Origin of the sequence: Dolichospermum sp. UHCC 0352, assembly GCF_009711925.1 — a bacterium.
GTDB classification, from domain to species: Bacteria; Cyanobacteriota; Cyanobacteriia; order Cyanobacteriales; family Nostocaceae; genus Dolichospermum; species Dolichospermum lemmermannii.
On the sequence record NZ_VIKY01000274.1, the window covers coordinates 16,604 to 38,972 of the forward strand.

The window sequence follows — 22,369 nt, forward strand, 5'->3', positions numbered from 1 at the left end:
TCTGTGGTTCGTCCCTGACATTTTTGAATAACTAAACATCCATGAAAACTACAAAAACTCGACAAGAACGAAAACATACTGCCAAAGTTAAAAATACTGGAATTTATACTAGAGCATTTAAACAAGCATTTGTCAAATTAGACCCACGCAATATGCTAAAAAATCCAGTTATGTTTTTGGTATGGGTGGGGACGATTGTTACAGCTTTAGTAACTATTGAACCAAATCTTTTTGGGATTACTCCTGATAATAATCCGCGACTTTTTAACGGTCTAATTACCATAATTCTGTTCTTGACTCTTATTTTTGCAAATTTCGCCGAAGCGGTAGCAGAAGGACGAGGAAAAGCGCAAGCTGACTCATTACGGGCGACAAAATCCGATGTTGTAGCCCGAAAACTTCTCCCTGACGGTTCTATTCAAGAAGTTAATTCTGCTACTTTGCGTCGTGGTGATCAAATTAAAGTTATCGCTGGTGATGTTATCCCCGCAGACGGAGAAGTAATTGCTGGTGTGGCTTCTGTAGATGAATCTGCTATTACTGGAGAATCTGCGCCAGTTTTAAAACAACCAGGAACTGATATTGCTAGTTCTGTAACGGGAGGAACGCGCATTAATTCTGATGAACTAACTATTAGGGTAACATCAGATCCAGGTCAAGGTTTTATTGATAGAATGATTGCTTTAGTAGAAGGGGCTTCTCGCACTAAAACCCCCAATGAAATTGCCTTAACTGTACTTTTGGCAGTGCTAACTCAAGTTTTTTTAGTGGTAATTGTCACGCTACCAACAGTGTCAGTTTATGTTAAATCACCTGTGAGTATTGCGGTATTAATTGCCTTATTAGTGGCGTTAATTCCTACTACAATTGGCGGATTATTGAGTGCAATTGGCATTGCCGGGATGGATAGAGTGGCTCAATTTAATGTCATAGCCACATCTGGAAGGGCTGTAGAAGCCTGTGGAGATATTAACACTTTGGTTTTAGACAAAACGGGAACAATTACATTAGGAAACCGCATGGCGGAAGAATTTATTCCTGTTAAAGGTCATTCTCTCAATGAAGTTGCCCAAATTTCCTTGGCATCCAGTATTTTTGATGAAACTCCCGAAGGAAAATCAATTGTTAAATTAGCCGAATCATTAGGAGCAAAATTGAGTTTTAATCCCACAACTGCGGCAGGAATTGAATTTTCAGCAAAAACGCGTATGAGTGGCATTGATTTACCGAATGGTATCGAAATTCGCAAAGGGGCTGTAGATGCAATTAAAGGATTTGTGCGTTCTCGTAATGGACAATTAACCGCAGAACTTAATACGGCTTACGAGCGAGTTTCTAAATTAGGGGGAACACCATTAGCAGTTTGTAAAAATGATGATATTTACGGTGTAATTTATCTTAAAGATATTATTAAACCGGGGATTAAAGAACGATTTGATCAAATGCGAAGAATGGGAATTAAAACTGTGATGCTGACAGGAGATAACCGTCTCACTGCTTCTGTAATTGCCGAAGAAGCTGGTGTAGATGACTTTATTGCTGAAGCAACTCCAGAGGACAAAATTGAAGTAATTCGCAGCGAACAAGCACAAGGAAAATTAGTCGCTATGACTGGAGATGGTACTAATGATGCCCCAGCTTTAGCACAAGCGAATGTTGGTGTAGCAATGAATTCTGGTACACAAGCTGCAAAGGAAGCTGCTAATATGGTAGACCTGGATTCTGACCCGACAAAATTAATTGATATTGTCACTATTGGTAAACAATTACTAATTACCCGTGGGGCTTTAACAACTTTTTCTCTCGCTAATGATGTCGCTAAATACTTCGCAATTATTCCAGCAATTTTCCCTGGGATTGGGGTAAATGGTTTAAATATTATGGGTTTGGCAAGTACCCAATCAGCAGTTTTATCAGCTTTGATTTACAACGCTTTGATTATTCCGGCTTTAATTCCCTTAGCATTAACTGGGGTGAAATTTCGTCCTCTCACTGCTAACCAACTTTTGCAACGGAACATCTTTATTTACGGATTAGGTGGCGTAATAGCTCCTTTTATTGCTATCAAAATTATTGACGTTTTCATTGTATCTATAGGATTAGCTTAATCAATGACAATTTCTAAAGGTCATCGTGTTCCTCTGGGTCTGTTTTTACTACTTTGCTTGAATTTATTATTAGCACCAGCAGTTCAAGCAGCGACTTCGGTAGCAGAATCGCGTTTTTCGGCTTATACGATTACTTTGTTGGGGCTTGTTACTCTGTGTCTTTGTGTTTATTTGTTTGTGGTGATTTTTCAGCCTGAGAGGTTTTAATATGAACCATATTTTTTATTTCGCGCAGAGACGCTAAGGAGCAAAGGCGCAAAGGAAGAAATATATTTTGTTGTGGTTTTTTAAATTAGGGAGGTTTGAATATGAGTCAGAGACATCAAGTTAGTAAGGCGATTCGTTCGACTTTGGTTTTGTGGGTGATAACGGCTTTTATTTATCCGTTATTTATGTTGATTTCGGGACAAGTTGTTTTTTCTGATCAGGCTAATGGTAGTTTAATTAAAAATTCTCAAGGTGTGATTATTGGTTCAGCTTTAATTGGTCAACCTTTTGCCAGTGAAAAGTATTTTTGGGGTCGTCCTAGCACTACTAATTACAGCACAGCAGACCCTAAAAAGGATGAAGTTGGTGTTTTGAAGACGGGGGTATCTGGTGCTAGTAATTTAGCTCCCAGTAATCCAGCATTACTAGAACGTATTAATGGGAATGAAGGTGAAATTCAGCGACTTAAAAAAGCGGGTATCCAACCTACTGCGGATTTAGTTTATACTTCTGGTTCGAGTCTTGATCCTCACATTACTCCTGAAAGTGCTAAGGTACAAATTGCCAGAGTAGCAAAAGCGCGAGGAGTTGAACCAAAGCAGTTGGAAACTTTAATTTCTCAAAACACTGATGGTCGTTTCTTGGGTATTTTTGGTGAACCGGGAGTAAATGTTTTAAAACTAAATCTAGCAGTGGATAAAATTAGTAAATAAGTAGGAATTTCTTCATGTTTAATCCCTCTACCCCTTCTCCTGACAGTTCTTATATTCGTCCTGCTCGACGCGGAAAGCATAAAATTTTCATTGGTATGGCTCCCGGTGTGGGGAAAACTTATAGAATGCTAGAGGAAGCACATCAACTTAAAAAAGATGGTATTGATGTTGTTATTGGCTTGTTAGAAACTCATGGACGCAAAGATACGGCGGTAAAAGCGATAGGATTGGAGGTAATTCCTAGAAAAGTCATTATTCACAAAAATATCAACCTTGAAGAAATGGACACAGAGGGAATTTTTAAACGCTCTCCCCAACTGGTTTTAGTTGATGAATTAGCGCATACAAATATCCCCGGTTCAGCTAGAGAAAAACGCTATCAAGATGTAGAATTAATTTTAGCAGAAGGTATAGATGTTTACTCTACTGTCAACATTCAACATCTAGAAAGTTTGAATGATTTGGTAGCTAGAATTACGGGTGTTGTGGTGAGAGAACGTATCCCTGATCTTCTCTTAGATGAAGCTGATGCTGTTGTTGTGATTGATGTGACTCCAGAAACTTTAGAAGAACGCTTACGGGAAGGTAAAATCTATACTCCTGATAAAATTGAGCAATCTTTAGAAAACTTTTTTCAACGTCGAAATCTGATTGCTTTGCGAGAATTAGCACTAAGAGAAGTCGCAGATACGGTTGAAGAAGAAGCAAATACTTCCATTTCTGCTGGGCAAATTTGTAATGTCCACGAACGAGTTTTAGTATGTGTATCTACTTATCCCAATTCGATTCAATTATTACGGCGTGGTGCGCGACTTGCTAATTATATGAATGCCAAACTTTATACTCTATTTATTGCAGATCCTGAACGTTTTCTCAGTAAGGAAGAAAGTTTACACATTGATACTTGTGAAAAACTATGTCTTGAATTCGCTGGTGAATTTCTCCATATTAAAAATCACAATGTTTCTCAAACAATTGCCCAAATTGCCGCAACTTATCATATCACTCAGATAGTTATTGGTGAAAGTCAGCAACCTCGATGGAAAAGATTTTTCAAACGCTCTTTTACACAACGCTTGCTGGAGTTAATCAGAAATCAAAACATAGATTTACATATTATCGCTACAGAGAAATAAATTTTAATATTTTTTAATCTATCTTCGATGAGATGCAATTTTTTTCTTTTTCGTCTAGTATAAATATCGAACATTAACTTAAATATCTATTCTCACCAGTTACCCAAATTCTTTGTGTATAGATGCAAGATATTGTAGTTATATGAAGTGTAAAATTTAATTACAAAACTATGCCATAAAAGGCTTTGACTCTTGACCCCTGTTGTATGATTGTTAGTGAATATTAAGGATGCTTTTACCAAATATTAACCTAAAAAGCCGAATATACTCATTATCATTAGTTAGCAAGCTAACATCGAGGTATATATGTTTAACAGAATTTTAGTCGCAGTAGATCGCTCAGAAATGAGCGTAAAAGTTTTTGAACAAGCTTTATCTTTAGCCAAGATCACATCTGCAAACTTAATGTTACTGCACGTTTTATCACAAGAAGAAGAAGGCAGTCCAGAGGCGCTGGTTTTCCCCAATATTGACTACTATCCCGGTTGGAATGAGCAAAGTTTTAAATTATACCAAGAGCATTGGGAAAAATTTAAAAATGAAGGCTTGCAAATGTTACAGTCATGGAGCGCTCAAGCTAATAAATCTGGTGTTAATACGGAATTTACACAAAATACTGGTAATCCAGGACGAATGATTTGTGAATTAGCCATTGACTGGAATGCTGACTTAATTATGATGGGACGACGGGGACGTTCTGGACTGACGGAATTTTTTCTCGGTAGTGTGAGTAATTATGTTTTACATCATGCACCCTGTTCAGTGCAGATTGTTCATGTTCCTATTAGTTCCCAAGCGGTAAATGTTACTTCAGCAGCTACTACATTTAGTAATTAATGCTAATTGAAGCTGCATAGAATCAGATTTCAAGAATTATTAACCGCAGATAAACGCAGATAAACACAGATAAAGAGGGATGAATATTTGTCGGGTGCGTCAGATATCAACAATCTGTTTATTTACAGGATTTATGCCTTCTGACGCACCCGACAACAGATTTTTAGTGTGACACTTGCGTGAAAAATATGAAAACATCAGTTCCACTTTCTTCAACTCATCCAAGTGGAGACAAGCGTTTAAAGATTTTAGACGCAACTATTAAGCGTAATCAATATCAACAAGATGCACTCATTGAAATTCTGCATCGGGCTTCTGAACTATTTGGTTATTTAGAACTGGATTTATTGCTTTACATTTCCCATAGTCTCAAGTTACCACCGAGTCGGGTTTATGGGGTAGCTACCTTCTATCATTTGTTTTCCCTAGCACCGAAAGGGGTTCATAATTGTGTGGTTTGTACGGGTACAGCTTGTTATGTTAAAGGCTCAACAGCGATCTTAACAAATGTGGAACAGTTTACGCAAATTCATGCAGGAGAAACTACTGCAAATGGTCAAATTTCTTTGATGACGGCTAGATGTTTGGGGGCTTGTGGAATTGCCCCTGCGGTAGTGTTTGATGGTGCTATTTTAGGTAATCAAACTCCAGAATCGGTTTGCGAAAAAGTGGGAGAATGGTGGCAAAATGGAACTAAATGAGTTATTAGAAATTGCCCAAACGGAACTTTCTCAACGGAAATCTGTGCAAGTTCGGTGTTGTACTGCTGCGGGTTGTCTCTCTTCTGATTCTCAAGCTGTGAAAGACAATCTCGAAGCATCTGTGAAAGCTGCGGGTTTACAAGATACTGTGCAAGTTTCTGGTGTGGGTTGTATGCGTCTGTGTTGTCACGGACCATTGGTACAGGTAGAAAACCAGGAAAATTCACTCATATCGAAGTTGTATCAAAAAGTTACCCCGGAAAATGCAGCCGAAATTATTGTGGGGGTAAATGGAAAAGTCACAAATTTACAACAGGGTGATTTAAATCAGCCATTTTTTAGCCGTCAATTGCCGATTGTTCTAGAAAACAGTGGTAAAATTGACCCGGAACGGATTCAAGCTTATATTGCGGCTGATGGTTATCAGGCCCTTTACCAAGTGCTACGGGAAATGAAACCTAGTCAGGTGGTAGAAACTATTACTAAAAGTGGTTTAAGGGGACGCGGTGGTGCTGGTTATCCCACTGGTTTAAAATGGGGAACAGTAGCAAAATCCGCCGGTGAGAGGAAGTTTGTAATTTGCAATGCTGATGAAGGTGATCCTGGTGCATTCATGGATAGGAGTGTATTGGAAAGTGATCCCCATCGAGTTTTGGAAGGGATGGCGATCGCTGCCTACTCTATCGGGGCAAATCAAGGCTATATTTATGTTAGGGCAGAATATCCTATTGCTATTCAACGGCTAGAAATTGCTATTCGTCAAGCCCAACACTTAGGGCTTTTGGGTTCACAAATCTTTGACTCTCCCTTTGATTTTAAAGTAGAAATTCGCATTGGTGCGGGTGCTTATGTCTGCGGTGAAGAAACGGCTTTAATGGCTTCCATTGAAGGTAAACGTGGTGTCCCTCATCCCCGGCCACCATACCCGGCTGAGTCCGGTTTATGGGGCTATCCGACGTTAATTAACAATGTGGAAACCTTTGCCAATATTGCGCCGATTATTCGTAAAGGTGCTGACTGGTTTGCTAATATCGGTATTGGTAAAAGCAAAGGCACAAAGGTATTTGCGTTAGCTGGAAACATCCGCAACACGGGTTTAATAGAAGTCCCAATGGGAACATCTTTACAAGAAATTGTCGAGGAAATGGGAGGAGGTGTTCCCGACAATGGTATTGCTAAAGCAGTACAAACCGGCGGTCCTTCAGGGGGATGTATTCCTGCGTCGGCTTTTGCTACACCTGTAGATTATGAATCCTTAACCGCCTTGGGTTCAATGATGGGTTCGGGGGGAATGATTGTCATGGATCAAACTACAAATATGGTAGATGTCGCTCGCTTTTTCATGGAATTTTGCATGGATGAATCTTGCGGTAAGTGCATTCCTTGTCGTGTAGGAACTGTGCAATTACACGGTTTATTAACAAAGATTAGTCAAGGAAAAGGTTCACTAGCTGATTTAGATTTATTGGAGGAACTTTGCGATATGGTAAAACACACAAGTTTATGTGGTTTAGGACAGTCTGCACCAAATCCAGTTTTTAGCACTTTGCGATATTTTCGAGATGAATATTTGGAATTAGTCAGTAGTTAGTGGTCAGTTGTCAGTCGTCAGTTGTCAGTTGTTACTGGTAAGAGTTATTTACCAATTACCAATTACCAATTACCAAATTATTATGACTGTAAAAACTTTAACAATAAATGGGGAATTGATTAGCGCTCGTGAGAATGAAACCTTACTAGAAGCAGCGCAGGAAGCGAGTATTCATATTCCTACATTGTGCCATTTAGAAGGTGTAGATGATATTGGTGCTTGTCGTTTATGTTTGGTGGAAATTGCGGGAAGTAATAAATTACAACCTGCTTGCGTGACAAAAGTGATAGAAGGAATGGAGGTAAATACAAATAGCGATCGCTTACAAAAATATCGGCGGACAATTGTAGAAATGTTATTTGCCGAAGGTAATCATGTTTGTTCCGTTTGTGTTGCTAATGGTAACTGTGAATTACAAGATTTAGCCATAGAAATGGGCATGGATCATCTCCGCTTAGAATATCAAAATCCTCAGCGAACTGTTGATACTTCTCATCATCTTTTTGGCATAGATCATAATCGTTGTGTGCTTTGCACTCGCTGTATTCGGGTCTGTGATGAAATCGAAGGCGCACATACTTGGGATATGGCAGGAAGAGGATCAAAATCTCACGTAATTACTGATTTAAATCAACCTTGGGGAACTTCCCAAACTTGTACTTCCTGCGGTAAATGTGTAAATGCCTGTCCCACAGGAGCGTTATTTGATAAGGGTTCAAGTGTTGGTGAAATGAAACATGATCGGGGCAAAATTGAATTTTTAGTAACTGCACGAGAGAAAAAACAATGGAATTTTTAATATCTAGTATCTCACGCAGAGGCGCAAAGGGAGAAATACATGAATTTTAAATATCTAAAAATCTAAAAAAATGACTAAAATTAAATTAGCAACGGTGTGGTTAGGTGGTTGTTCTGGTTGTCATATGTCATTCCTTGATTTAGATGAATGGTTAATAGATTTAGCCGCACAAGTAGATATAGTTTATAGTCCCTTAGCTGATATTAAAGAATATCCCGAAGGTGTAGATGTAGTATTAGTTGAAGGTGCTATAGCTAATGAAGAACATCTAGAATTAATTCACAAAATTAGAACCCGAACTAAAACAATAATTTCCTTTGGTGATTGTGCTATTACTGGTAATGTTACCGCTTTGCGTAATCTTTCCGGTGGTGCTGAACCAGCCCTACAATTAGCTTATATTCAAGAGGCTTGTATTAATCAACAAATTCCCAATTCACCAGGAATTGTTCCCCCTTTACTAGATACAGTTGTCCCTGTGCATAAGGTAGTATCAGTTGATATTTATTTACCCGGTTGTCCCCCTTCTGCACCTCGCATTCGTGCCGCACTTGAACCACTATTAAAAGGAGAAAAACCGGAAATTGTCGGCCGAGAAATGATTAAATTTGGTTAATTAGTGATCACGACCAAATAAATATCTTCTTTCTTCTTCTTTCTCCTGACTCCTATTTTTTCTGAGGTGACTTATGTTAACAGCAGCAGATGTAATGACTAAAGATGTGGCAATGATTCGCAGTTCAGCCACAGTCAAAGAAGCAGTTGATTTAATGAAAGCTAGAGATTGGAGAGCATTAATTGTAGATCGTCGTCATGAACAAGATGCTTATGGAATTATCACAGAAAGCGACATTGTTTATAAAGTCATTTCCTACAGCAAAGATCCAAATAAAATCCGTGTTTATGAAATTATGACTAAACCTTGTATTGTCGTCAATCCAGAATTAGGTTTAGAATATGTAGCCAGATTATTTGCTAACCACCATCTCCGCCGTGCGCCTGTAATTAGTGGTAGATTATTAGGAATAATTTCACTTACTGACATCTTAGCCAGAAGTAGTTGTTTAGAACAACCGCGCTCATTTTTGTTAGAACAAGAATTACAAGATGAAATTAAAAAAGCTCGAATTGTTTGTGCAGAAAAAGGTATTAATTCCACAGAATGTGCAGCCGCTTGGGATGTGATAGAAGAAATTCAAGCTGAAATTGCTCACCAACTCTCTGAAAAACCTCTCAAAACTGCCTTTGAAGATTACTGTGATGAATATCCAGAATTAGCAGAATCTAGAATTTATGATTTGTAATTACTATCCGTAGGTTGGGTAGAACAAAGTGAAACCCAACAAAATCTTTGATAATGTTGCGGAAATGTTGGGTTTCCTTCCGTCAACCCAACCTACAATTTTATATAATTACCAATCACCGATTATTTATGAAAACAATTGTTATTGACCCCGTTACTCGCATTGAAGGCCACGCGAAAATTAGCATTTATTTAGATGATGAAGGTCAAGTGAATGATGCTAGATTTCATGTCACTGAATTTCGCGGGTTTGAAAAATTTTGTGTCGGTCGTCCATTTCCAGAAATGCCAGGAATTACTGCGAGAATTTGCGGTATTTGTCCAGTCAGTCACTTATTAGCATCAGCCAAAACAGGCGATCGCATTTTAGCCGTCACAATCCCCAAAACAGCCACCCAATTACGCCGTTTGATGAATTTAGGGCAAATCATCCAATCCCATGCCCTCAGCTTCTTTCACCTCAGCGCACCAGACCTATTATTAGGTATGGATAGCGAACCAGAAAAACGCAATATTTTTGGTTTAATTGCCGCTGAACCGGAATTAGCCAGAGGTGGAATCCGTTTACGCCAATTTGGACAAGAAATCATTGAATTATTAGGAGGCAAAAAAATTCATCCTTCCTGGGCTGTTCCTGGTGGAGTTCGTGACCCTTTAACAACAGAAAATCGCACCCACATTCAGCAAAAAATTCCTGAAGCCAAAGCTACTGTAATTAGTGCCATAGCTTTATTTAAAACCCTATTAAAAACTTATGAGAAAGAAGCAAAAACCTTTGGTAATTTTCCGAGTTTATTCATGGGTTTAGTCAGTTCTGAAGGTTTATGGGAAACTTATGATGGACATATCCGATTTGTTGATAGTGGAGGGAATATTGTTGCTGATCAACTTGACCCCACTAACTATCATGAATTTATCGGTGAAGCAGTCCAAGCAGACTCTTATTTAAAATCACCTTATTATCTTCCTTTAGGTTATCCTGATAGCAGTGATCATTGTCGTTTAGATAGTGGAATGTATCGCGTCGGACCATTAGCTAGATTAAATATTTGTAGTCAGATTGGCACACCTTTAGCAGACACAGAATTAAAAGAATTTCGTAGTTATGGAACCGGAACTGTTAAATCATCATTTTTCTATCATCATGCCCGGTTAATTGAAATTTTAGCAGCAATTGAACATATAGAGATTATCCTTGATGATCCAGATATTTTATCAAATCGTCTCTGTGCTGAAGCTGGTATTAATTGCCTAGAAGCTGTGGGTGTAAGTGAAGCCCCAAGGGGGACATTATTTCACCATTATCAAGTTGATGAAAATGGTTTAATGTTAAAGGTAAATTTGATTATTGCCACGGGTCAAAATAACTTAGCAATGAATCGTAGCGTTGCCCAAATTGCCCGCCATTTTATCCAAGGTGATAACATAAAAGAAGGAATGTTAAACCGTGTCGAAGCCGGAATTAGGGCTTTTGATCCTTGTTTGAGTTGTTCAACTCATGCAATGGGACAAATGCCTTTATTAATAGAAGTAGTAAATAACAATGGTGCTGTAGTTAATCAAATTTGCCGTAATTAAGTATTTAGATCCCCGACTTCTTGAAGAAGTCGGGGATCTGGGGATCTGGTATTTTTATGATATAATTTAAGCTAAACTCATATTACCCAAATTTTATCTATTATTTAGAATGCTACAGTGACCCATATCAAGATTTACAAGGTAAATTTGGCTATCGTCACAAATCAATTATCCTCCCTAATGAGTCTGTCAAATTGCCATCTTTCTCGGAATTAATTTTAGATTTAACTAAAGTATTTCCAGGGGAAAATTAAGTTATAAAATTAAAATTTGCAAAAATTGATAAAATATGCTATTCTAATTGTCAAGTGATAAAATAGGTGTTCTGTGACAATTTACAATATTGTCAGTATAAATAATAAGCGGCTATAGCAGCCGCACCAGTATCTATACAGATGGGTTACTCATGTTTACACCTGCTACAAGAGGGTCAAAATTTGCGGGAAACCGGGTATTATGATCACAATCTGCTTTTTCTAAATGCGTCCCCTGTAAATTAGCTGTACGTAAATTTGCAGAAAATAACATTGCTCCGCGCAAATCTGCATTTTCTAAATTAGCTTCACTTAAATCAGCAAAACTAAAATCACATCCTCGCAGATTTGCACCACTGAGATTAGCTGTACTCAAATCAGCATAACTGAAATCAGAGCCTTTCAAGTCAAAATTTTGTAGATTAGCTTCTCCTAATTCTGCTTTTTCAAAGTCTCTTTTTCCGACTGCATATTCTTCTACAATCGTAGCAGCACTATTAATTGACTGTTGAAAATTAACTTCAGGCATAGAGCAGCCTCACAATTTATCTAAATTTTTTACGAAATTCCCAATGCTATCTACATTCATATTATAACGAATATGCAAAAAATATAGGCTATGTTTACATAAGTTTGTTTTCAGTGTTTTTGTGTCTTATCAGAAATTTCTCAAATCTTTATGCTAGTTTTAAAGCAAAGGATAAATCATCAGGAGAATACTCCCCTTTTTATCCTTCCACGGTCTTTCGCAAACAACTAGCTACAATAAATTCGGTTAATTTGTCAAATTTTCAGCCTTATACAGCTAGTAAACACGCGGTATTAGGCTTAACTCAAACAGTGGCTTTAGAAGTTGCCCAATCAAATATTCGTGTTAATGCAGTATGTCCGGGGGTGATTGATACAGATCTGGCTCGTCCTTTCTTTTCTATTCCTTTTTATCGAGAGTTTATTAACAAACATCCCATGGGTAGAGTCGGAAAAGAAGAAGAAGTTGCTAATGTAGTAGTTTTTCTTTGTTCAGATCAGGCTTCCTTTATTACGGAAGAATACCTTGTCATAGACGGAGGTTTTATGGCTCAGTAAATGACTTCAAAAATAACAATTTATTTGATGTTTCAAAAACATTTAGGAGGAAAATTAAAAATGCCGTGTTGTACTAGATCAAAAGAGTTGAAAAATAATGGTAACTGCAATGGTGATTGGTTATGGCAATGATTTACGTGGTGATGATGCTATTGGACAACAAGTGGCAAAAGCTATCAAAGATTGTTGTTTATCATCTGTGCAATCCATTGCAATTCATCAATTGACACCAGAATTAGCTGCACCTTTAGCAAATGTCAATTTAGCAATTTTTGTTGATGCTTGTATCAATTCCCAATCTGGTCAGGTGCAGGTGCAATCATTATTACCGTCTGAGTTGAATACTATTAATACCCATATTAGTAATCCGTCATCCCTACTTGCCCTTTCTCAAATCCTCTATGGTCATTGTCCCTCAGCGTGGTTAGTCTCAGTCCCAGGAGTGAATTTTGAACTGAGCGATCGCATTTCACCAACAGCAGAAAAAGGTATAGCGATCGCCATAGTTACAATTATGCAAATTCTCAATACAAGCAAATAAAAGGATAGTCATGGAAGCACCTATCAAACCAATCACCAACAAGCCTTACAATATCTTTTGTCCAGAGAAATTAAACCCATTAGATGCCATTTTTGCACCTAAAACTGTTGCTGTCATTGGTGCAAGTGAGAAACCCGGAAGTGTGGGACGGAATCTACTTTGGAACTTAATCACTAATCCCTTTGGAGGAACAGTTTTTCCCATTAATCCTCAGCATTCTAGTATATTAGGAATTAAAGCTTATTCTACTATATTTGATGTTCCTGAAAAAATAGATTTAGCTGTTATTGCCACTCCTGCATCTACAGTCCCAAAAATTATTGCTGATGGTGTTGATGCCGGAATTAAAGGAGCAATTATTATTTCCGCCGGATTTAAAGAAGTAGGTGAAAAAGGTCTAGCTTTAGAACAGGAAATCCTGCAACAAGCACACCGAGGAAAAATTAAAATTATTGGACCCAATTGTTTAGGAGTAATGAATCCAATTTCCGGTTTAAATGCCACATTTGCTAGTAAAATGGCACTACCAGGAACAGTTGGCTTTATTAGTCAAAGTGGAGCATTATGTACATCAGTTCTTGATTGGAGTTTACAGGAGAATGTTGGTTTTAGTGCCTTCATTTCCATTGGTTCAATGTTAGATATTGGTTGGGGAGATTTAATTTATTATCTCGGAGATGATCCCCATACTAAAAGTATTGTAATTTATATGGAATCCATTGGGGATGCGCGTTCTTTTCTGTCAGCAGCGCGAGAAGTGGCATTAACAAAACCGATCATTGTCATTAAAGCCGGTCGTACTACAGCCGCAGCTAAAGCCGCAGCTTCTCACACGGGTGCATTAACAGGAAATGATGCTGTATTAGATGCAGCTTTTCGCCGTTGTGGGGTATTACGAGTCAATAGTATTTCTGATTTATTTGATATGTCAGAAGTATTAGCAAAACAACCCCGTCCCCAAGGTTCACGATTGACGATTTTAACTAATGCTGGTGGTCCAGGAGTATTAGCAACAGATACATTAATTGAAAATGGAGGAGAATTAGCAGCAATTTCTCCAGAAATAATGAGTTCTTTAAATGAAATTTTACCCCCGCAATGGAGTCATAATAATCCTATTGATATTTTAGGAGATGCTGATCCCCAACGTTATAAAAAAGCCTTAGAAATTATCACAAAAGATCCCAATAGTGATGGGTTATTAGTAATTTTAACGCCTCAAGCAATGACAGATCCTACCCAAATAGCCGAACAATTAAAACCTTATGTACAAATGTCTGGTAAACCAATTTTAGCCAGTTGGATGGGTGGTGCTGATGTAGCTGCGGGGCAACAAATTCTTAATAGTCAAGGTATTCCCACATACTCCTATCCCGATACAGCAGCGCGGGTATTTAGTTATATGTGGAAATCCAGTTATAACCTGCGCGGTATTTATGAAACTCCAGTTTTACCGACATTAACTTGTGATGCTAATACTCGTAATTGTGCTAAAGTGGAAAATATTATTCAAGCTGCAAAAACAGCAGGAAGAACAATTCTCACGGAATTTGAATCTAAGGAAATCTTAGCCGCTTACGGTATTCCTATAGTTGCAGGTTGCATTGCTGAAAGTGCAGATAAAGCAGTTGAATGTGCAGAAAATCTGGGTTATCCCGTTGTTTTAAAACTTTATTCTCAGACTATTACCCATAAAACTGATGTGGGTGGTGTGCAGTTAAATCTGCAAAATGCGGAATCGGTAAAACTTGCTTATCAAAATATTGAAACATCAGTAAAACAGAAAGCTAAAGCCGCAGATTTTCTCGGTGTAACTGTACAACCAATGATAAAAACAGATGGTTATGAATTGATTATTGGGAGTAGTTTAGATCCGCAATTTGGACCAGTATTATTATTTGGTGCTGGGGGACAATTGGTGGAAGTTTTTCAAGATAGTTCTATTGCCCTTCCTCCTCTCAATACTACCCTAGCACGACGGATGATGGAACAAACTAAAATTTACAAAGCCTTGCAAGGGGTCAGAGGACGGAAAAGTATTGATATTGCTGCTCTTGAACAATTAATGGTAGAATTTAGTCAATTAGTTGTGGAACAACCTGGGATTAAAGAAATTGATATTAATCCGCTGTTGGCTATTCCTCCCACTCCTATACATCCTGAAGGATTAATTGCCTTAGATGCGCGGGTAGTTTTACATTCTGCTGATGTGGAAAAGCATCAATTACCAAAATTAGCTATTCGTCCCTATCCTAGTCAATATATTAGTAATTGGAAATTGAACAATGGTACGCCAATTACTATTCGTCCTATTCGTCCCGAAGACGAACCATTAATGGTAGAATTTCACAAAACCTTATCAGAAGAGAGTGTTTATTTTCGCTATTTCCACATGATTAAATTGAGTCAACGCATTACCCATGAACGACTCACCCGAATATGCTTTATTGACTATGATCGAGAAATGGCTTTAGTTGCAGAATACCAAAATCCCGAAACAGAAAATAGGGAGATTTTAGCAGTAGGAAGATTAACTAAATTACATGGTAGTAATGCGGCAGAATTTGCGATGCTAGTGAGCGACAAATTTCAATATCAAGGCTTAGGGACAGAATTACTCCGCAGATTGCTAGAAGTTGGTAAAAACGAGAAAAGTTGCTGTATCTATGCTGATATTTTAGCTGACAATTCAGGTATGCAGCGAATATGTGAAAAACTTGGGTTCCAAATCACAAATACAAGTGATACAACAGTATTAAGGGCAGAAATTAAACTTTAAATGGGGGTTGCTGAAAAAATTTTTCAGCAAGTTATAATTAGGTGGACAGGAATCTGTTACAGTATTAGTCTGTAAATAAAAGCTACATAGCATAGATGTTTTTGAATTATGTAACCTATGCCGGCGAATTCCTGTCCTGAAAATGATGCTGATAACGGAAACTCTGATCCCCTTGACTCTATCTTTACTGACCTATCAGTAGATGAGGAATCAGAAGTAAGGACGGATTCCGCGTCTCTACCACCAGTCCGATTTCAAGGCCGTAGAGGCAAAGCTGCTCTAGTTTTAACTATAGTCTGGAGTGGTACTATTACCTTGCATTTAGTTTCCTGGGGTTCCATATTTGTCCTGGGACTAACAACAATGCTAGGTATTCATGCTTTGGGGATTATTTTCGCCAAACCCCGTCACCATTCCCAAGAGATAGAGGGAGATTTGCCTTTTGTTTCTGTGTTGGTGGCTGCTAAAAATGAGGAAGCGGTAATTGGCAGATTAGTTAAGAATCTGTGTAATCTGGAATACGGTAATGGTCAATATGAAGTCTGGATTATTGATGATAATAGTACAGACAATACACCCCAATTACTCGCCCAACTCAAGCAGGAATATCAACAACTCAATGTATTTAGGCGTGATCCTGACGCTAGTGGCGGCAAATCGGGGGCATTAAATCAAGTATTACCGCTGACAAAGGGAGAGGTTATTGCTGTATTTGATGCCGATGCCCAAGTTACACCGGATTTGCTATTACAAATAGTTCCGTTATTTCAAAAAGAACGGGTAGGGGCGGTACAAATGCGTAAAGCGATCGCCAATGCTAAGGAAAATTTTTGGACTAAGGGACAAATGGCGGAAATGTTGTTGGATATTTGGTTTCAACAACAGCGCACTGCTATTGGTGGTATCGGTGAACTCCGAGGTAATGGTCAATTTGTCCGTCGTCAAGCCTTGGCTAGTTGCGGTGGTTGGAATGAGGAAACTATCACTGATGATCTGGATTTAACTATCCGGTTACATCTGGATAAATGGGATATTGAATGCGTTTTTTATCCGCCAGTGGAAGAAGAAGGTGTCACCAATGCTACAGCCCTTTGGCATCAACGTAACCGCTGGGCAGAAGGTGGTTATCAACGTTATTTAGACTACTGGGATCTCATCCTCAAAAACCGCATGGGGACAAGGAAAACCTGGGATTTGTTGATCTTTATGGTAACAATGTATATCTTACCGACAGCAGCAATACCAGATATATTAATGGCGATCGCTCGTCATCGTCCCCCCATGTTAAGTCCTGTAACTGGCTTATCTTTGGGAATGTCAGTAGTAGGAATGTTTGCTGGTTTAAAGCACGTTCGTTCCGATCAACAATTTAAACCATCTACCTATTTAATGGTACTTTTACAAACCCTCCGCGGCAGTTTATATATGTTGCATTGGTTAGTAGTTATGAGTAGCACAACGGCGCGAATGTCTTTCCGACCAAAACGCCTTAAATGGGTAAAAACTGTCCATACAGGTGTTGAGAAATAAGGAAATAAAAACCATAAATTTTGCAGAGTGAAGGATGAATTTTTGGCGTTGCTGATTAAGGGTATGAATTTTATTTCGCGCAAAGACGCAAAGGAGCAAAGACGCAAAGTTTTAGATTTTGTGTTTTCTAATTTCATACCTCAATTCAGCAATGCCGAATTTTTTATCCTTCATTTTTTTGTATTGGCGTATAACTGCCTTAGCCTTAAAATCACAACAAAGATAATTGATTAACTGATTGATTTACCTCATAACGAACTGGTTTCTCATACCTCTTGACTTTGCCTTCATCCTTAGCTCTTGTTAACCAAAGTCTGATCTGTGATACTCTCACTTCTAAAGCCTCTTCTAGATATTTTTCACCCTGGGGTTGCTGTAATTGATTAAGGATAAGAGGTAAAACAGCCTCATAAATATCTTTAGAAATAGTTGGCGAATCTTGTGGAATATTATTAAAATAATGAACGGTTTTAGGTTTATTTATTTTCTCTACCTTTACCTTACCCTTATCGGTAGCTCTTTTTAACCAATCATTCATTTGTTCTTGTATTACTTGTAGAGATTTTGCCAGAGATTTTACGTCTTTGTGTTGCTGTAAGGAATTAATAATAAAAGGTAAAACAACTTCATAAATATCTTGAGAAATATTGGGTAGATGTTGTGGGATAGAAATTACCTGAGATTCTGAATCTTCTATGATAACTTCAGTTTTTATCTGTTCAAAATCAGCAATATCTTTTGCTAACATTTCTCGCAAATTACCATTTTCAAATTCTGAAGGAAAGGGTTTTGCACCTTGATTATATAATTGCTGATTTCCTTCCGATACTGGAGATGTTATTCTCACAAATACAGGAATATCTTTGAGTTTAGATAATGCTTCTACCGCACCATTCCAAGTTCCACCTTGACCAAAAGCAGAATTAACAACTAAGGCATAATCTGCTAAACTATAAATATATTTATTCCTTCCCATTGCGCTACCTACATTAAACCCAGCATCAGGATCATAGCTAGAAATTAAAGTTAATCTACCTTCTCGAATACTAGAACGATATTTACTATTTACTGCTGCTTTAGTTAAACTATCAGCTAATACACCAACTGACGTTCCTCCATGATCCAAAATACCTAACATTGATTCTTGATCTATACCCCTTGCACCACCAGAAATAACTTGTATATTTTGTTGAGAACAAGTTTGTGCTACTTTGCGTGTGTAGTTAATAATATCCTCATCTACATCACGAGAACCTACAATTGCTAATCCTCCTAAAGATAATAATTCTATATTTCCCACACCATAAATAATTGCTGGTGCTGAATGTTTCAATATTTTTTTGAGACGTTTGGGATATTTAGCATCACTACGTCCCAATATCCATAAACCACGACTTGTCCATTTTTCCACTGCAAAACTTAACATTACACCCCGTTGTAATAACGCTAAAAGTCTATCAGGGTTAAGTTTATTGCTAGTTATTTTTTGTAATTGTTCTTTTGCTGTTGTTTCTAGTAAATCTGCTGGACGCATTTGATTTTCTCGCAACCAAACTGTTAACAAGTTATATTCACTTAGAGTTAGAGGTGACAGTTCAGTTTGGCGATTTTGTCCAAAACTAGCACACAATAACAAAATTGCTTGAGTATCTGGTGCTAGGACATGATTTGACATAATTTTCTAATCCTCTTGACCTAATGAATTAAGAGCTAATGCTACAGGATAAACTAATCCACTTCCAGTATTACGCAAAAGTGCTGCAATGACAGTAAAAGTCCAACGGGAATCTACCATATCATCAACCAATAATACATTACCTCTCATTCCTGTCCATGAATCAATTGCAAAAGATCCATCTAAATTATGAGCTTGTTGATAACTGTTACTCATGTTTTTTTGTAACTGAGTTGGACGAATTTTGCGGACAATGGGTTTAAATGGTAAACTTAATTTTTCAGCTAGTCTCTTGGCAAAGTTAGGTACAAGTTCTGGGCGATTTAAAGAGGGAACACAAGTTACCCAAGTCGGAAAAGGTTGAGGTTTCCAAAGTTGAATCATCTCAAAAGTAGCTTGCACAAGTTCATCATCAAAATGATTAGCTCTATATTTTCCCTGTTTCACTAATTCTCCCCAACCTGCATCCCCCCATAAAGATAATGCTCTTCCGGGTTCTGCTCTTAAATTATCTCTGATGTTTCCTGAAAATCTATAAGTTAATAATGCTTGTGGTGGCCATTGTTTACGTGGTTCGAGAATTTGATTACTACGACGTAAAAATAGATTTGCTTGATTTAGTCGTGCATTGGTAAAACTTTCTGGTAATAAGCGTGTACCTACACAAACTGTACATCTACCACATTTTTGTGGATTTGGATCATCTAATTCTGTTGCTAAAAAAGCCATTAAACATTGTTGACTTTTCATATATTCTAACATTCGCTCTTGTTCTTGTCTGCGAATTTGTGTTAGCTTTTCAATTTTTTCCCTGTTGTATTGATAATTGACTGATGTGAGATACCATTTTGAACCTATCTTAGTTACAGGTGGGTTAGGAAATTCCAGAGATAGAATTTTTAAAACTTTATCAATTTGTCCTCTTGAAAGATTGAGTTTCTGTTCTAACTGAGGAATAGAAAAACCATCAACAGCATTTTCTAGTTCATTCAAAACTTTTTGTGTATGAATTTCTGGAGGAAATGCTGTATTAATGAAATAATTATTAATTTCATCATCTTCATTACCACTTAAGAGAATACCATAGGCTGTTTCTACTGCTCTACCGGCTCTACCTACTTGCTGATAATAATGTACAACAGAACCAGGTCTTTGATAATGAATTACAAAGCCTAAATCTGGTTTATCAAAACCCATACCTAAAGCTGTTGTTGCGACTAATGCTTTAATTTGATTATTGAGTAATTCGTCTTCTAATCCTATGCGAACTTCAGTATCTAAATCTCCATAATAGGCTTTAGCATTAATATTTTGTGTTTTTAACCAATCAGCAACTCTTTGAGCATCTCTTACAGTTAATGCGTAAATAATACCACTTCCGGGTAACTGAGGCAGATGTTGGGCTAACCAAGCTAATCTTGCGGCTTGACTGGGAAGATAAATATTTTGTAAACGCAAACTTTTTCTAGTTAAATCACCTCTTCTAACACGCAAATTTGACCCCAATTGAGCTTTAATATCATTAACTACTCGGTTGTTAGCTGTAGCAGTTGTAGTCAAAACAGGAATATTTTTGGGTAATCCTTCTAAATATCTGACAATGCGGCGGTAATCAGGACGAAAATCATGTCCCCAGTCAGAAATACAATGAGCTTCATCAACTACAAATAACCCAATTTTTTGAGATAATGGTACAAGAATGTTTTTCATAAAATCTTCATTTGCTAATCTTTCTGGAGAAATTAATAAAATATCTACTTGATTTGCTAACAACTTTGTTTCTATAAGTCTCCAATTATCTGTATTGCTAGAGTTAATTGTTTCGGCTTTTATCCCAATACGGTTTCCGGCTGCAATTTGGTTTCGCATTAATGCTAAAAGAGGGGAAATTAAAAGAGTACAACCAAAACCTTGATCTCTTAATAAGCGAGTTGCTAAAAAATAAACTAGACTTTTTCCCCAACCTGTGCGTTGAACAACAAGTAACCGTAATTTGTTCTCTAGTAAGTCTTTAATGGCTTCCCATTGTCCATCACGAAAATCAGCGTTTGGGTTATTCAAAGCCTGACGCATCAGGAATAATGCTTTTTCTTTGAGTATGGTTGTCATATATGCTGGGTATCTATTTATCATACTGTTGTAGCATAAAAGATAACCAACACTATTTATATTGAGACTATCAATATATTTATGCTTACTATAAGCGTGAAGTGATGTTTAGGATGTGGTGCGTGCGATTCCTAGGTCGCGCTTCGCTATCGCATCCTCAAATTAATTCAAAGCTGAGAGCGATCGCTTATCCTAGAAAATAGATGTATGCCTTATCTTCCTATTGAGGTCAGTTAACATGGATATCAGTGTAACTTTAAATGAAATCAAAGCCCTGAGTATTGCAGATAGAATTCGGATTGTACAAGATATTTTAGAAAGTATAGCAGCAGAACAGGCTTATCCCGATTTAACAACAGCACAAAAACGAGAACTTGATCGTCGAATTACTGATTATGAAGCAAATCCAGATGATGTCATGACATGGGAGGAAATTAAATCTTCAATTAGAGGACAACAATGAATTATGTCCTAGTTTTTCGTCCAGAAGTTCGTGAAGAACTGGATGATGCGTATAATTGGTATCAAAGTCAGCAAACAGGACTTGGTGATGAGTTTTTAGAATGCGTGGATAATATGCTAAATCGGATTTGTCAAATACCAGAATCCTATGCAGTTGTGTATCTTGATGTTCGACGAACAGTGGTGCGACGTTTTCCCTATGCTATATACTACCGAATTGTGTCAAGTCGTGTGATTGTGACAGCAATTTTTCACAGTCGAAGAGATCCAAAGTCATGGCAAACGCGAACCTAAAAGACAGAAGTTAATCGTAACAGCCTAATTATTAATTAACAGAGTGCGATTCTTAGGTCGCGCTTCGCTATCGCACCCTCAAATTAACTCAAAGCATGAAGCGATAGCGAAGCGCTCCGTAGGAATCGCCTTCCGTGGGGTTAAAGTCGGTAATGCGATCGCAAAGTCTATCAATTGGCATTATTCACTCAAATTCTTTGAATAGCTTCATAAGATAAGCCAGTTGATTCTGCAATAATTTCTATGGCTATATTTTGCTCTTTCAAAGCTTTAGCAACTTTCTCAATACCGGACTTCTCACCTTCTTCAAAGGCTGTATCAAATACATTTCTCACCTCTAAATACTGCACTAAACTCTTCTTATATTGTTCATAGCCAAAATCTGTATAAGGATTAAAGTATTTTGCAGCCATAACTACTCCTTCAAGATTATTTTAATGAAATACTCGCTGAATAACTATGTATTTAGAAAACTCTGTCTAATATTTCCTGTATAGCACAAAAAATGGGCGCAAGTCTATCAATTGGCCTGATTAACTCAAATTCTTTGAATAGCTTCATAAGATAAACCAGTTGATTCTGCAATAATTTCTATGGCTATATTTTGCTCTTTCAAAGCTTTAGCAACTTTCTCAATACCTTTCTCAATGCCCTTCTCAATACCTT

General features: G+C 37.6%; 21 protein-coding genes and 1 pseudogene. 18 read left to right on the plus strand and 4 right to left on the minus strand.

What is annotated here, in order from left to right; all coding sequences use genetic code 11:
- Nucleotides 1-41: 41 nt before the first annotated feature.
- The 12 genes and pseudogenes from kdpB to FJR06_RS24535 form a co-directional block, all read left to right on the plus strand.
- Nucleotides 42-2,108, plus strand: coding sequence for a potassium-transporting ATPase subunit KdpB (kdpB, locus tag FJR06_RS19570; protein WP_168652083.1), 2,067 nt, complete (start codon nucleotides 42-44; stop codon nucleotides 2,106-2,108).
- A 3-nt stretch (nucleotides 2,109-2,111) separates the two neighbouring features.
- Entirely contained in the window at nucleotides 2,112-2,315 is a 204-nt protein-coding gene (gene kdpF / locus FJR06_RS19575) for a K(+)-transporting ATPase subunit F (protein WP_015079820.1), read from the plus strand.
- A 101-nt stretch (nucleotides 2,316-2,416) separates the two neighbouring features.
- Nucleotides 2,417-3,028 carry a K(+)-transporting ATPase subunit C gene (gene kdpC, locus FJR06_RS19580; protein ID WP_015079819.1) on the plus strand — a complete coding sequence of 204 codons (612 nt, stop codon included), beginning with the start codon at nucleotides 2,417-2,419 and terminating at the stop codon, nucleotides 3,026-3,028.
- Nucleotides 3,029-3,042: 14 nt separating this feature from the next.
- Nucleotides 3,043-4,164 (plus strand): sensor protein KdpD, encoded by a 1,122-nt coding sequence (locus FJR06_RS19585; RefSeq protein ID WP_015079818.1) that lies wholly within the window; start codon nucleotides 3,043-3,045, stop codon nucleotides 4,162-4,164.
- A gap of 306 nt (nucleotides 4,165-4,470) precedes the next feature.
- Nucleotides 4,471-5,001, plus strand: a complete 531-nt coding sequence (locus tag FJR06_RS19590) for a universal stress protein (RefSeq protein WP_015079817.1) — start codon at nucleotides 4,471-4,473, stop codon at nucleotides 4,999-5,001.
- Between the two features lie 188 nt (nucleotides 5,002-5,189).
- A complete protein-coding gene (hoxE, locus tag FJR06_RS19595; protein ID WP_015079816.1) occupies nucleotides 5,190-5,702 on the plus strand; it encodes a bidirectional hydrogenase complex protein HoxE in 513 nt (170 codons plus the stop codon).
- Entirely contained in the window at nucleotides 5,689-7,293 is a 1,605-nt protein-coding gene (locus FJR06_RS19600) for a NuoF family protein (RefSeq protein ID WP_015079815.1), read from the plus strand. The genes hoxE and FJR06_RS19600 overlap by 14 nt, the downstream gene beginning before the upstream one ends.
- 82 nt (nucleotides 7,294-7,375) lie before the next feature.
- The gene (hoxU, locus tag FJR06_RS19605; RefSeq protein WP_015079814.1) at nucleotides 7,376-8,092 is read left to right on the plus strand and encodes a bidirectional hydrogenase complex protein HoxU; all 717 of its coding nucleotides are present in this window, start codon (nucleotides 7,376-7,378) and stop codon (nucleotides 8,090-8,092) included.
- A gap of 70 nt (nucleotides 8,093-8,162) precedes the next feature.
- A complete protein-coding gene (locus FJR06_RS19610; protein ID WP_168652084.1) occupies nucleotides 8,163-8,708 on the plus strand; it encodes an oxidoreductase in 546 nt (181 codons plus the stop codon).
- A 73-nt stretch (nucleotides 8,709-8,781) separates the two neighbouring features.
- Nucleotides 8,782-9,396 (plus strand): CP12 domain-containing protein, encoded by a 615-nt coding sequence (locus FJR06_RS19615; protein ID WP_168652085.1) that lies wholly within the window; start codon nucleotides 8,782-8,784, stop codon nucleotides 9,394-9,396.
- A 128-nt stretch (nucleotides 9,397-9,524) separates the two neighbouring features.
- Complete coding sequence (locus FJR06_RS19620; RefSeq protein WP_168652086.1) at nucleotides 9,525-10,973, plus strand: Ni/Fe hydrogenase subunit alpha; 1,449 nt, start codon at nucleotides 9,525-9,527, stop codon at nucleotides 10,971-10,973.
- 101 nt (nucleotides 10,974-11,074) lie between these two features.
- Nucleotides 11,075-11,227, plus strand: a pseudogene (locus tag FJR06_RS24535) (Uma2 family endonuclease); the annotation flags it as partial.
- 133 nt (nucleotides 11,228-11,360) lie between these two features.
- On the opposite strand, the gene FJR06_RS19625 reads toward FJR06_RS24535, so the two are convergent.
- Nucleotides 11,361-11,756, minus strand: coding sequence for a pentapeptide repeat-containing protein (locus tag FJR06_RS19625; protein ID WP_168652087.1), 396 nt, complete (start codon nucleotides 11,754-11,756; stop codon nucleotides 11,361-11,363).
- A 251-nt stretch (nucleotides 11,757-12,007) separates the two neighbouring features.
- On the opposite strand from FJR06_RS19625, the gene FJR06_RS19630 reads away from it, so the two are divergent.
- The 4 genes from FJR06_RS19630 to FJR06_RS19645 all read left to right on the plus strand — a co-directional run bounded on the left by FJR06_RS19630 (nucleotide 12,008) and on the right by FJR06_RS19645 (nucleotide 17,163).
- Nucleotides 12,008-12,313: an SDR family oxidoreductase gene (locus tag FJR06_RS19630; protein ID WP_217359799.1), complete on the plus strand. Its 306-nt coding sequence runs from the start codon at nucleotides 12,008-12,010 to the stop codon at nucleotides 12,311-12,313.
- 97 nt (nucleotides 12,314-12,410) lie between these two features.
- On the plus strand, nucleotides 12,411-12,854 hold the full coding sequence (locus FJR06_RS19635) for a hydrogenase maturation protease (RefSeq protein WP_168652088.1): 444 nt from the start codon (nucleotides 12,411-12,413) through the stop codon (nucleotides 12,852-12,854).
- A 10-nt stretch (nucleotides 12,855-12,864) separates the two neighbouring features.
- Complete coding sequence (locus FJR06_RS19640) at nucleotides 12,865-15,633, plus strand: bifunctional acetate--CoA ligase family protein/GNAT family N-acetyltransferase (RefSeq protein ID WP_168652089.1); 2,769 nt, start codon at nucleotides 12,865-12,867, stop codon at nucleotides 15,631-15,633.
- 117 nt (nucleotides 15,634-15,750) lie between these two features.
- Nucleotides 15,751-17,163: a glycosyltransferase family 2 protein gene (locus FJR06_RS19645; RefSeq protein WP_168652090.1), complete on the plus strand. Its 1,413-nt coding sequence runs from the start codon at nucleotides 15,751-15,753 to the stop codon at nucleotides 17,161-17,163.
- Nucleotides 17,164-17,374: 211 nt separating this feature from the next.
- Here the strand turns inward: FJR06_RS19645 and FJR06_RS19650 are convergent, their stop codons facing one another.
- Both FJR06_RS19650 and FJR06_RS19655 read right to left on the minus strand, forming a co-directional pair.
- On the minus strand, nucleotides 17,375-18,838 hold the full coding sequence (locus tag FJR06_RS19650) for a DNA-processing protein DprA (RefSeq protein WP_254434459.1): 1,464 nt from the start codon (nucleotides 18,836-18,838) through the stop codon (nucleotides 17,375-17,377).
- 6 nt (nucleotides 18,839-18,844) lie between these two features.
- Nucleotides 18,845-20,947 carry a RecQ family ATP-dependent DNA helicase gene (locus FJR06_RS19655; RefSeq protein ID WP_168652091.1) on the minus strand — a complete coding sequence of 701 codons (2,103 nt, stop codon included), beginning with the start codon at nucleotides 20,945-20,947 and terminating at the stop codon, nucleotides 18,845-18,847.
- A 238-nt stretch (nucleotides 20,948-21,185) separates the two neighbouring features.
- Between FJR06_RS19655 and FJR06_RS19660 the strand changes: the two genes are divergently transcribed.
- A complete protein-coding gene (locus FJR06_RS19660; RefSeq protein ID WP_168652092.1) occupies nucleotides 21,186-21,410 on the plus strand; it encodes an addiction module protein in 225 nt (74 codons plus the stop codon).
- Entirely contained in the window at nucleotides 21,407-21,703 is a 297-nt protein-coding gene (locus FJR06_RS19665; protein ID WP_168652093.1) for a type II toxin-antitoxin system RelE/ParE family toxin, read from the plus strand. The genes FJR06_RS19660 and FJR06_RS19665 overlap by 4 nt, the downstream gene beginning before the upstream one ends.
- Nucleotides 21,704-21,891: 188 nt before the next feature.
- Here FJR06_RS19665 and FJR06_RS19670 read toward each other — a convergent pair whose 3' ends face one another.
- Complete coding sequence (locus FJR06_RS19670; protein WP_254433034.1) at nucleotides 21,892-22,116, minus strand: hypothetical protein; 225 nt, start codon at nucleotides 22,114-22,116, stop codon at nucleotides 21,892-21,894.
- Nucleotides 22,117-22,369 lie beyond the last annotated feature (253 nt).

Coding starts and splice junctions, on each gene's coding strand:
- kdpB (WP_168652083.1), top strand. CDS start 42: ATGAAAACTACAAAAACTCGACAAGAACGAAAACATACTGCCAAAGTT.
- kdpF (WP_015079820.1), top strand. CDS start 2,112: ATGACAATTTCTAAAGGTCATCGTGTTCCTCTGGGTCTGTTTTTACTA.
- kdpC (WP_015079819.1), top strand. CDS start 2,417: ATGAGTCAGAGACATCAAGTTAGTAAGGCGATTCGTTCGACTTTGGTT.
- FJR06_RS19585 (WP_015079818.1), top strand. CDS start 3,043: ATGTTTAATCCCTCTACCCCTTCTCCTGACAGTTCTTATATTCGTCCT.
- FJR06_RS19590 (WP_015079817.1), top strand. CDS start 4,471: ATGTTTAACAGAATTTTAGTCGCAGTAGATCGCTCAGAAATGAGCGTA.
- hoxE (WP_015079816.1), top strand. CDS start 5,190: ATGAAAACATCAGTTCCACTTTCTTCAACTCATCCAAGTGGAGACAAG.
- FJR06_RS19600 (WP_015079815.1), top strand. CDS start 5,689: ATGGAACTAAATGAGTTATTAGAAATTGCCCAAACGGAACTTTCTCAA.
- hoxU (WP_015079814.1), top strand. CDS start 7,376: ATGACTGTAAAAACTTTAACAATAAATGGGGAATTGATTAGCGCTCGT.
- FJR06_RS19610 (WP_168652084.1), top strand. CDS start 8,163: ATGACTAAAATTAAATTAGCAACGGTGTGGTTAGGTGGTTGTTCTGGT.
- FJR06_RS19615 (WP_168652085.1), top strand. CDS start 8,782: ATGTTAACAGCAGCAGATGTAATGACTAAAGATGTGGCAATGATTCGC.
- FJR06_RS19620 (WP_168652086.1), top strand. CDS start 9,525: ATGAAAACAATTGTTATTGACCCCGTTACTCGCATTGAAGGCCACGCG.
- FJR06_RS19625 (WP_168652087.1), bottom strand. CDS start 11,756: ATGCCTGAAGTTAATTTTCAACAGTCAATTAATAGTGCTGCTACGATT.
- FJR06_RS19635 (WP_168652088.1), top strand. CDS start 12,411: ATGGTAACTGCAATGGTGATTGGTTATGGCAATGATTTACGTGGTGAT.
- FJR06_RS19640 (WP_168652089.1), top strand. CDS start 12,865: ATGGAAGCACCTATCAAACCAATCACCAACAAGCCTTACAATATCTTT.
- FJR06_RS19645 (WP_168652090.1), top strand. CDS start 15,751: ATGCCGGCGAATTCCTGTCCTGAAAATGATGCTGATAACGGAAACTCT.
- FJR06_RS19650 (WP_254434459.1), bottom strand. CDS start 18,838: ATGTCAAATCATGTCCTAGCACCAGATACTCAAGCAATTTTGTTATTG.
- FJR06_RS19655 (WP_168652091.1), bottom strand. CDS start 20,947: ATGACAACCATACTCAAAGAAAAAGCATTATTCCTGATGCGTCAGGCT.
- FJR06_RS19660 (WP_168652092.1), top strand. CDS start 21,186: ATGGATATCAGTGTAACTTTAAATGAAATCAAAGCCCTGAGTATTGCA.
- FJR06_RS19665 (WP_168652093.1), top strand. CDS start 21,407: ATGAATTATGTCCTAGTTTTTCGTCCAGAAGTTCGTGAAGAACTGGAT.
- FJR06_RS19670 (WP_254433034.1), bottom strand. CDS start 22,116: ATGGCTGCAAAATACTTTAATCCTTATACAGATTTTGGCTATGAACAA.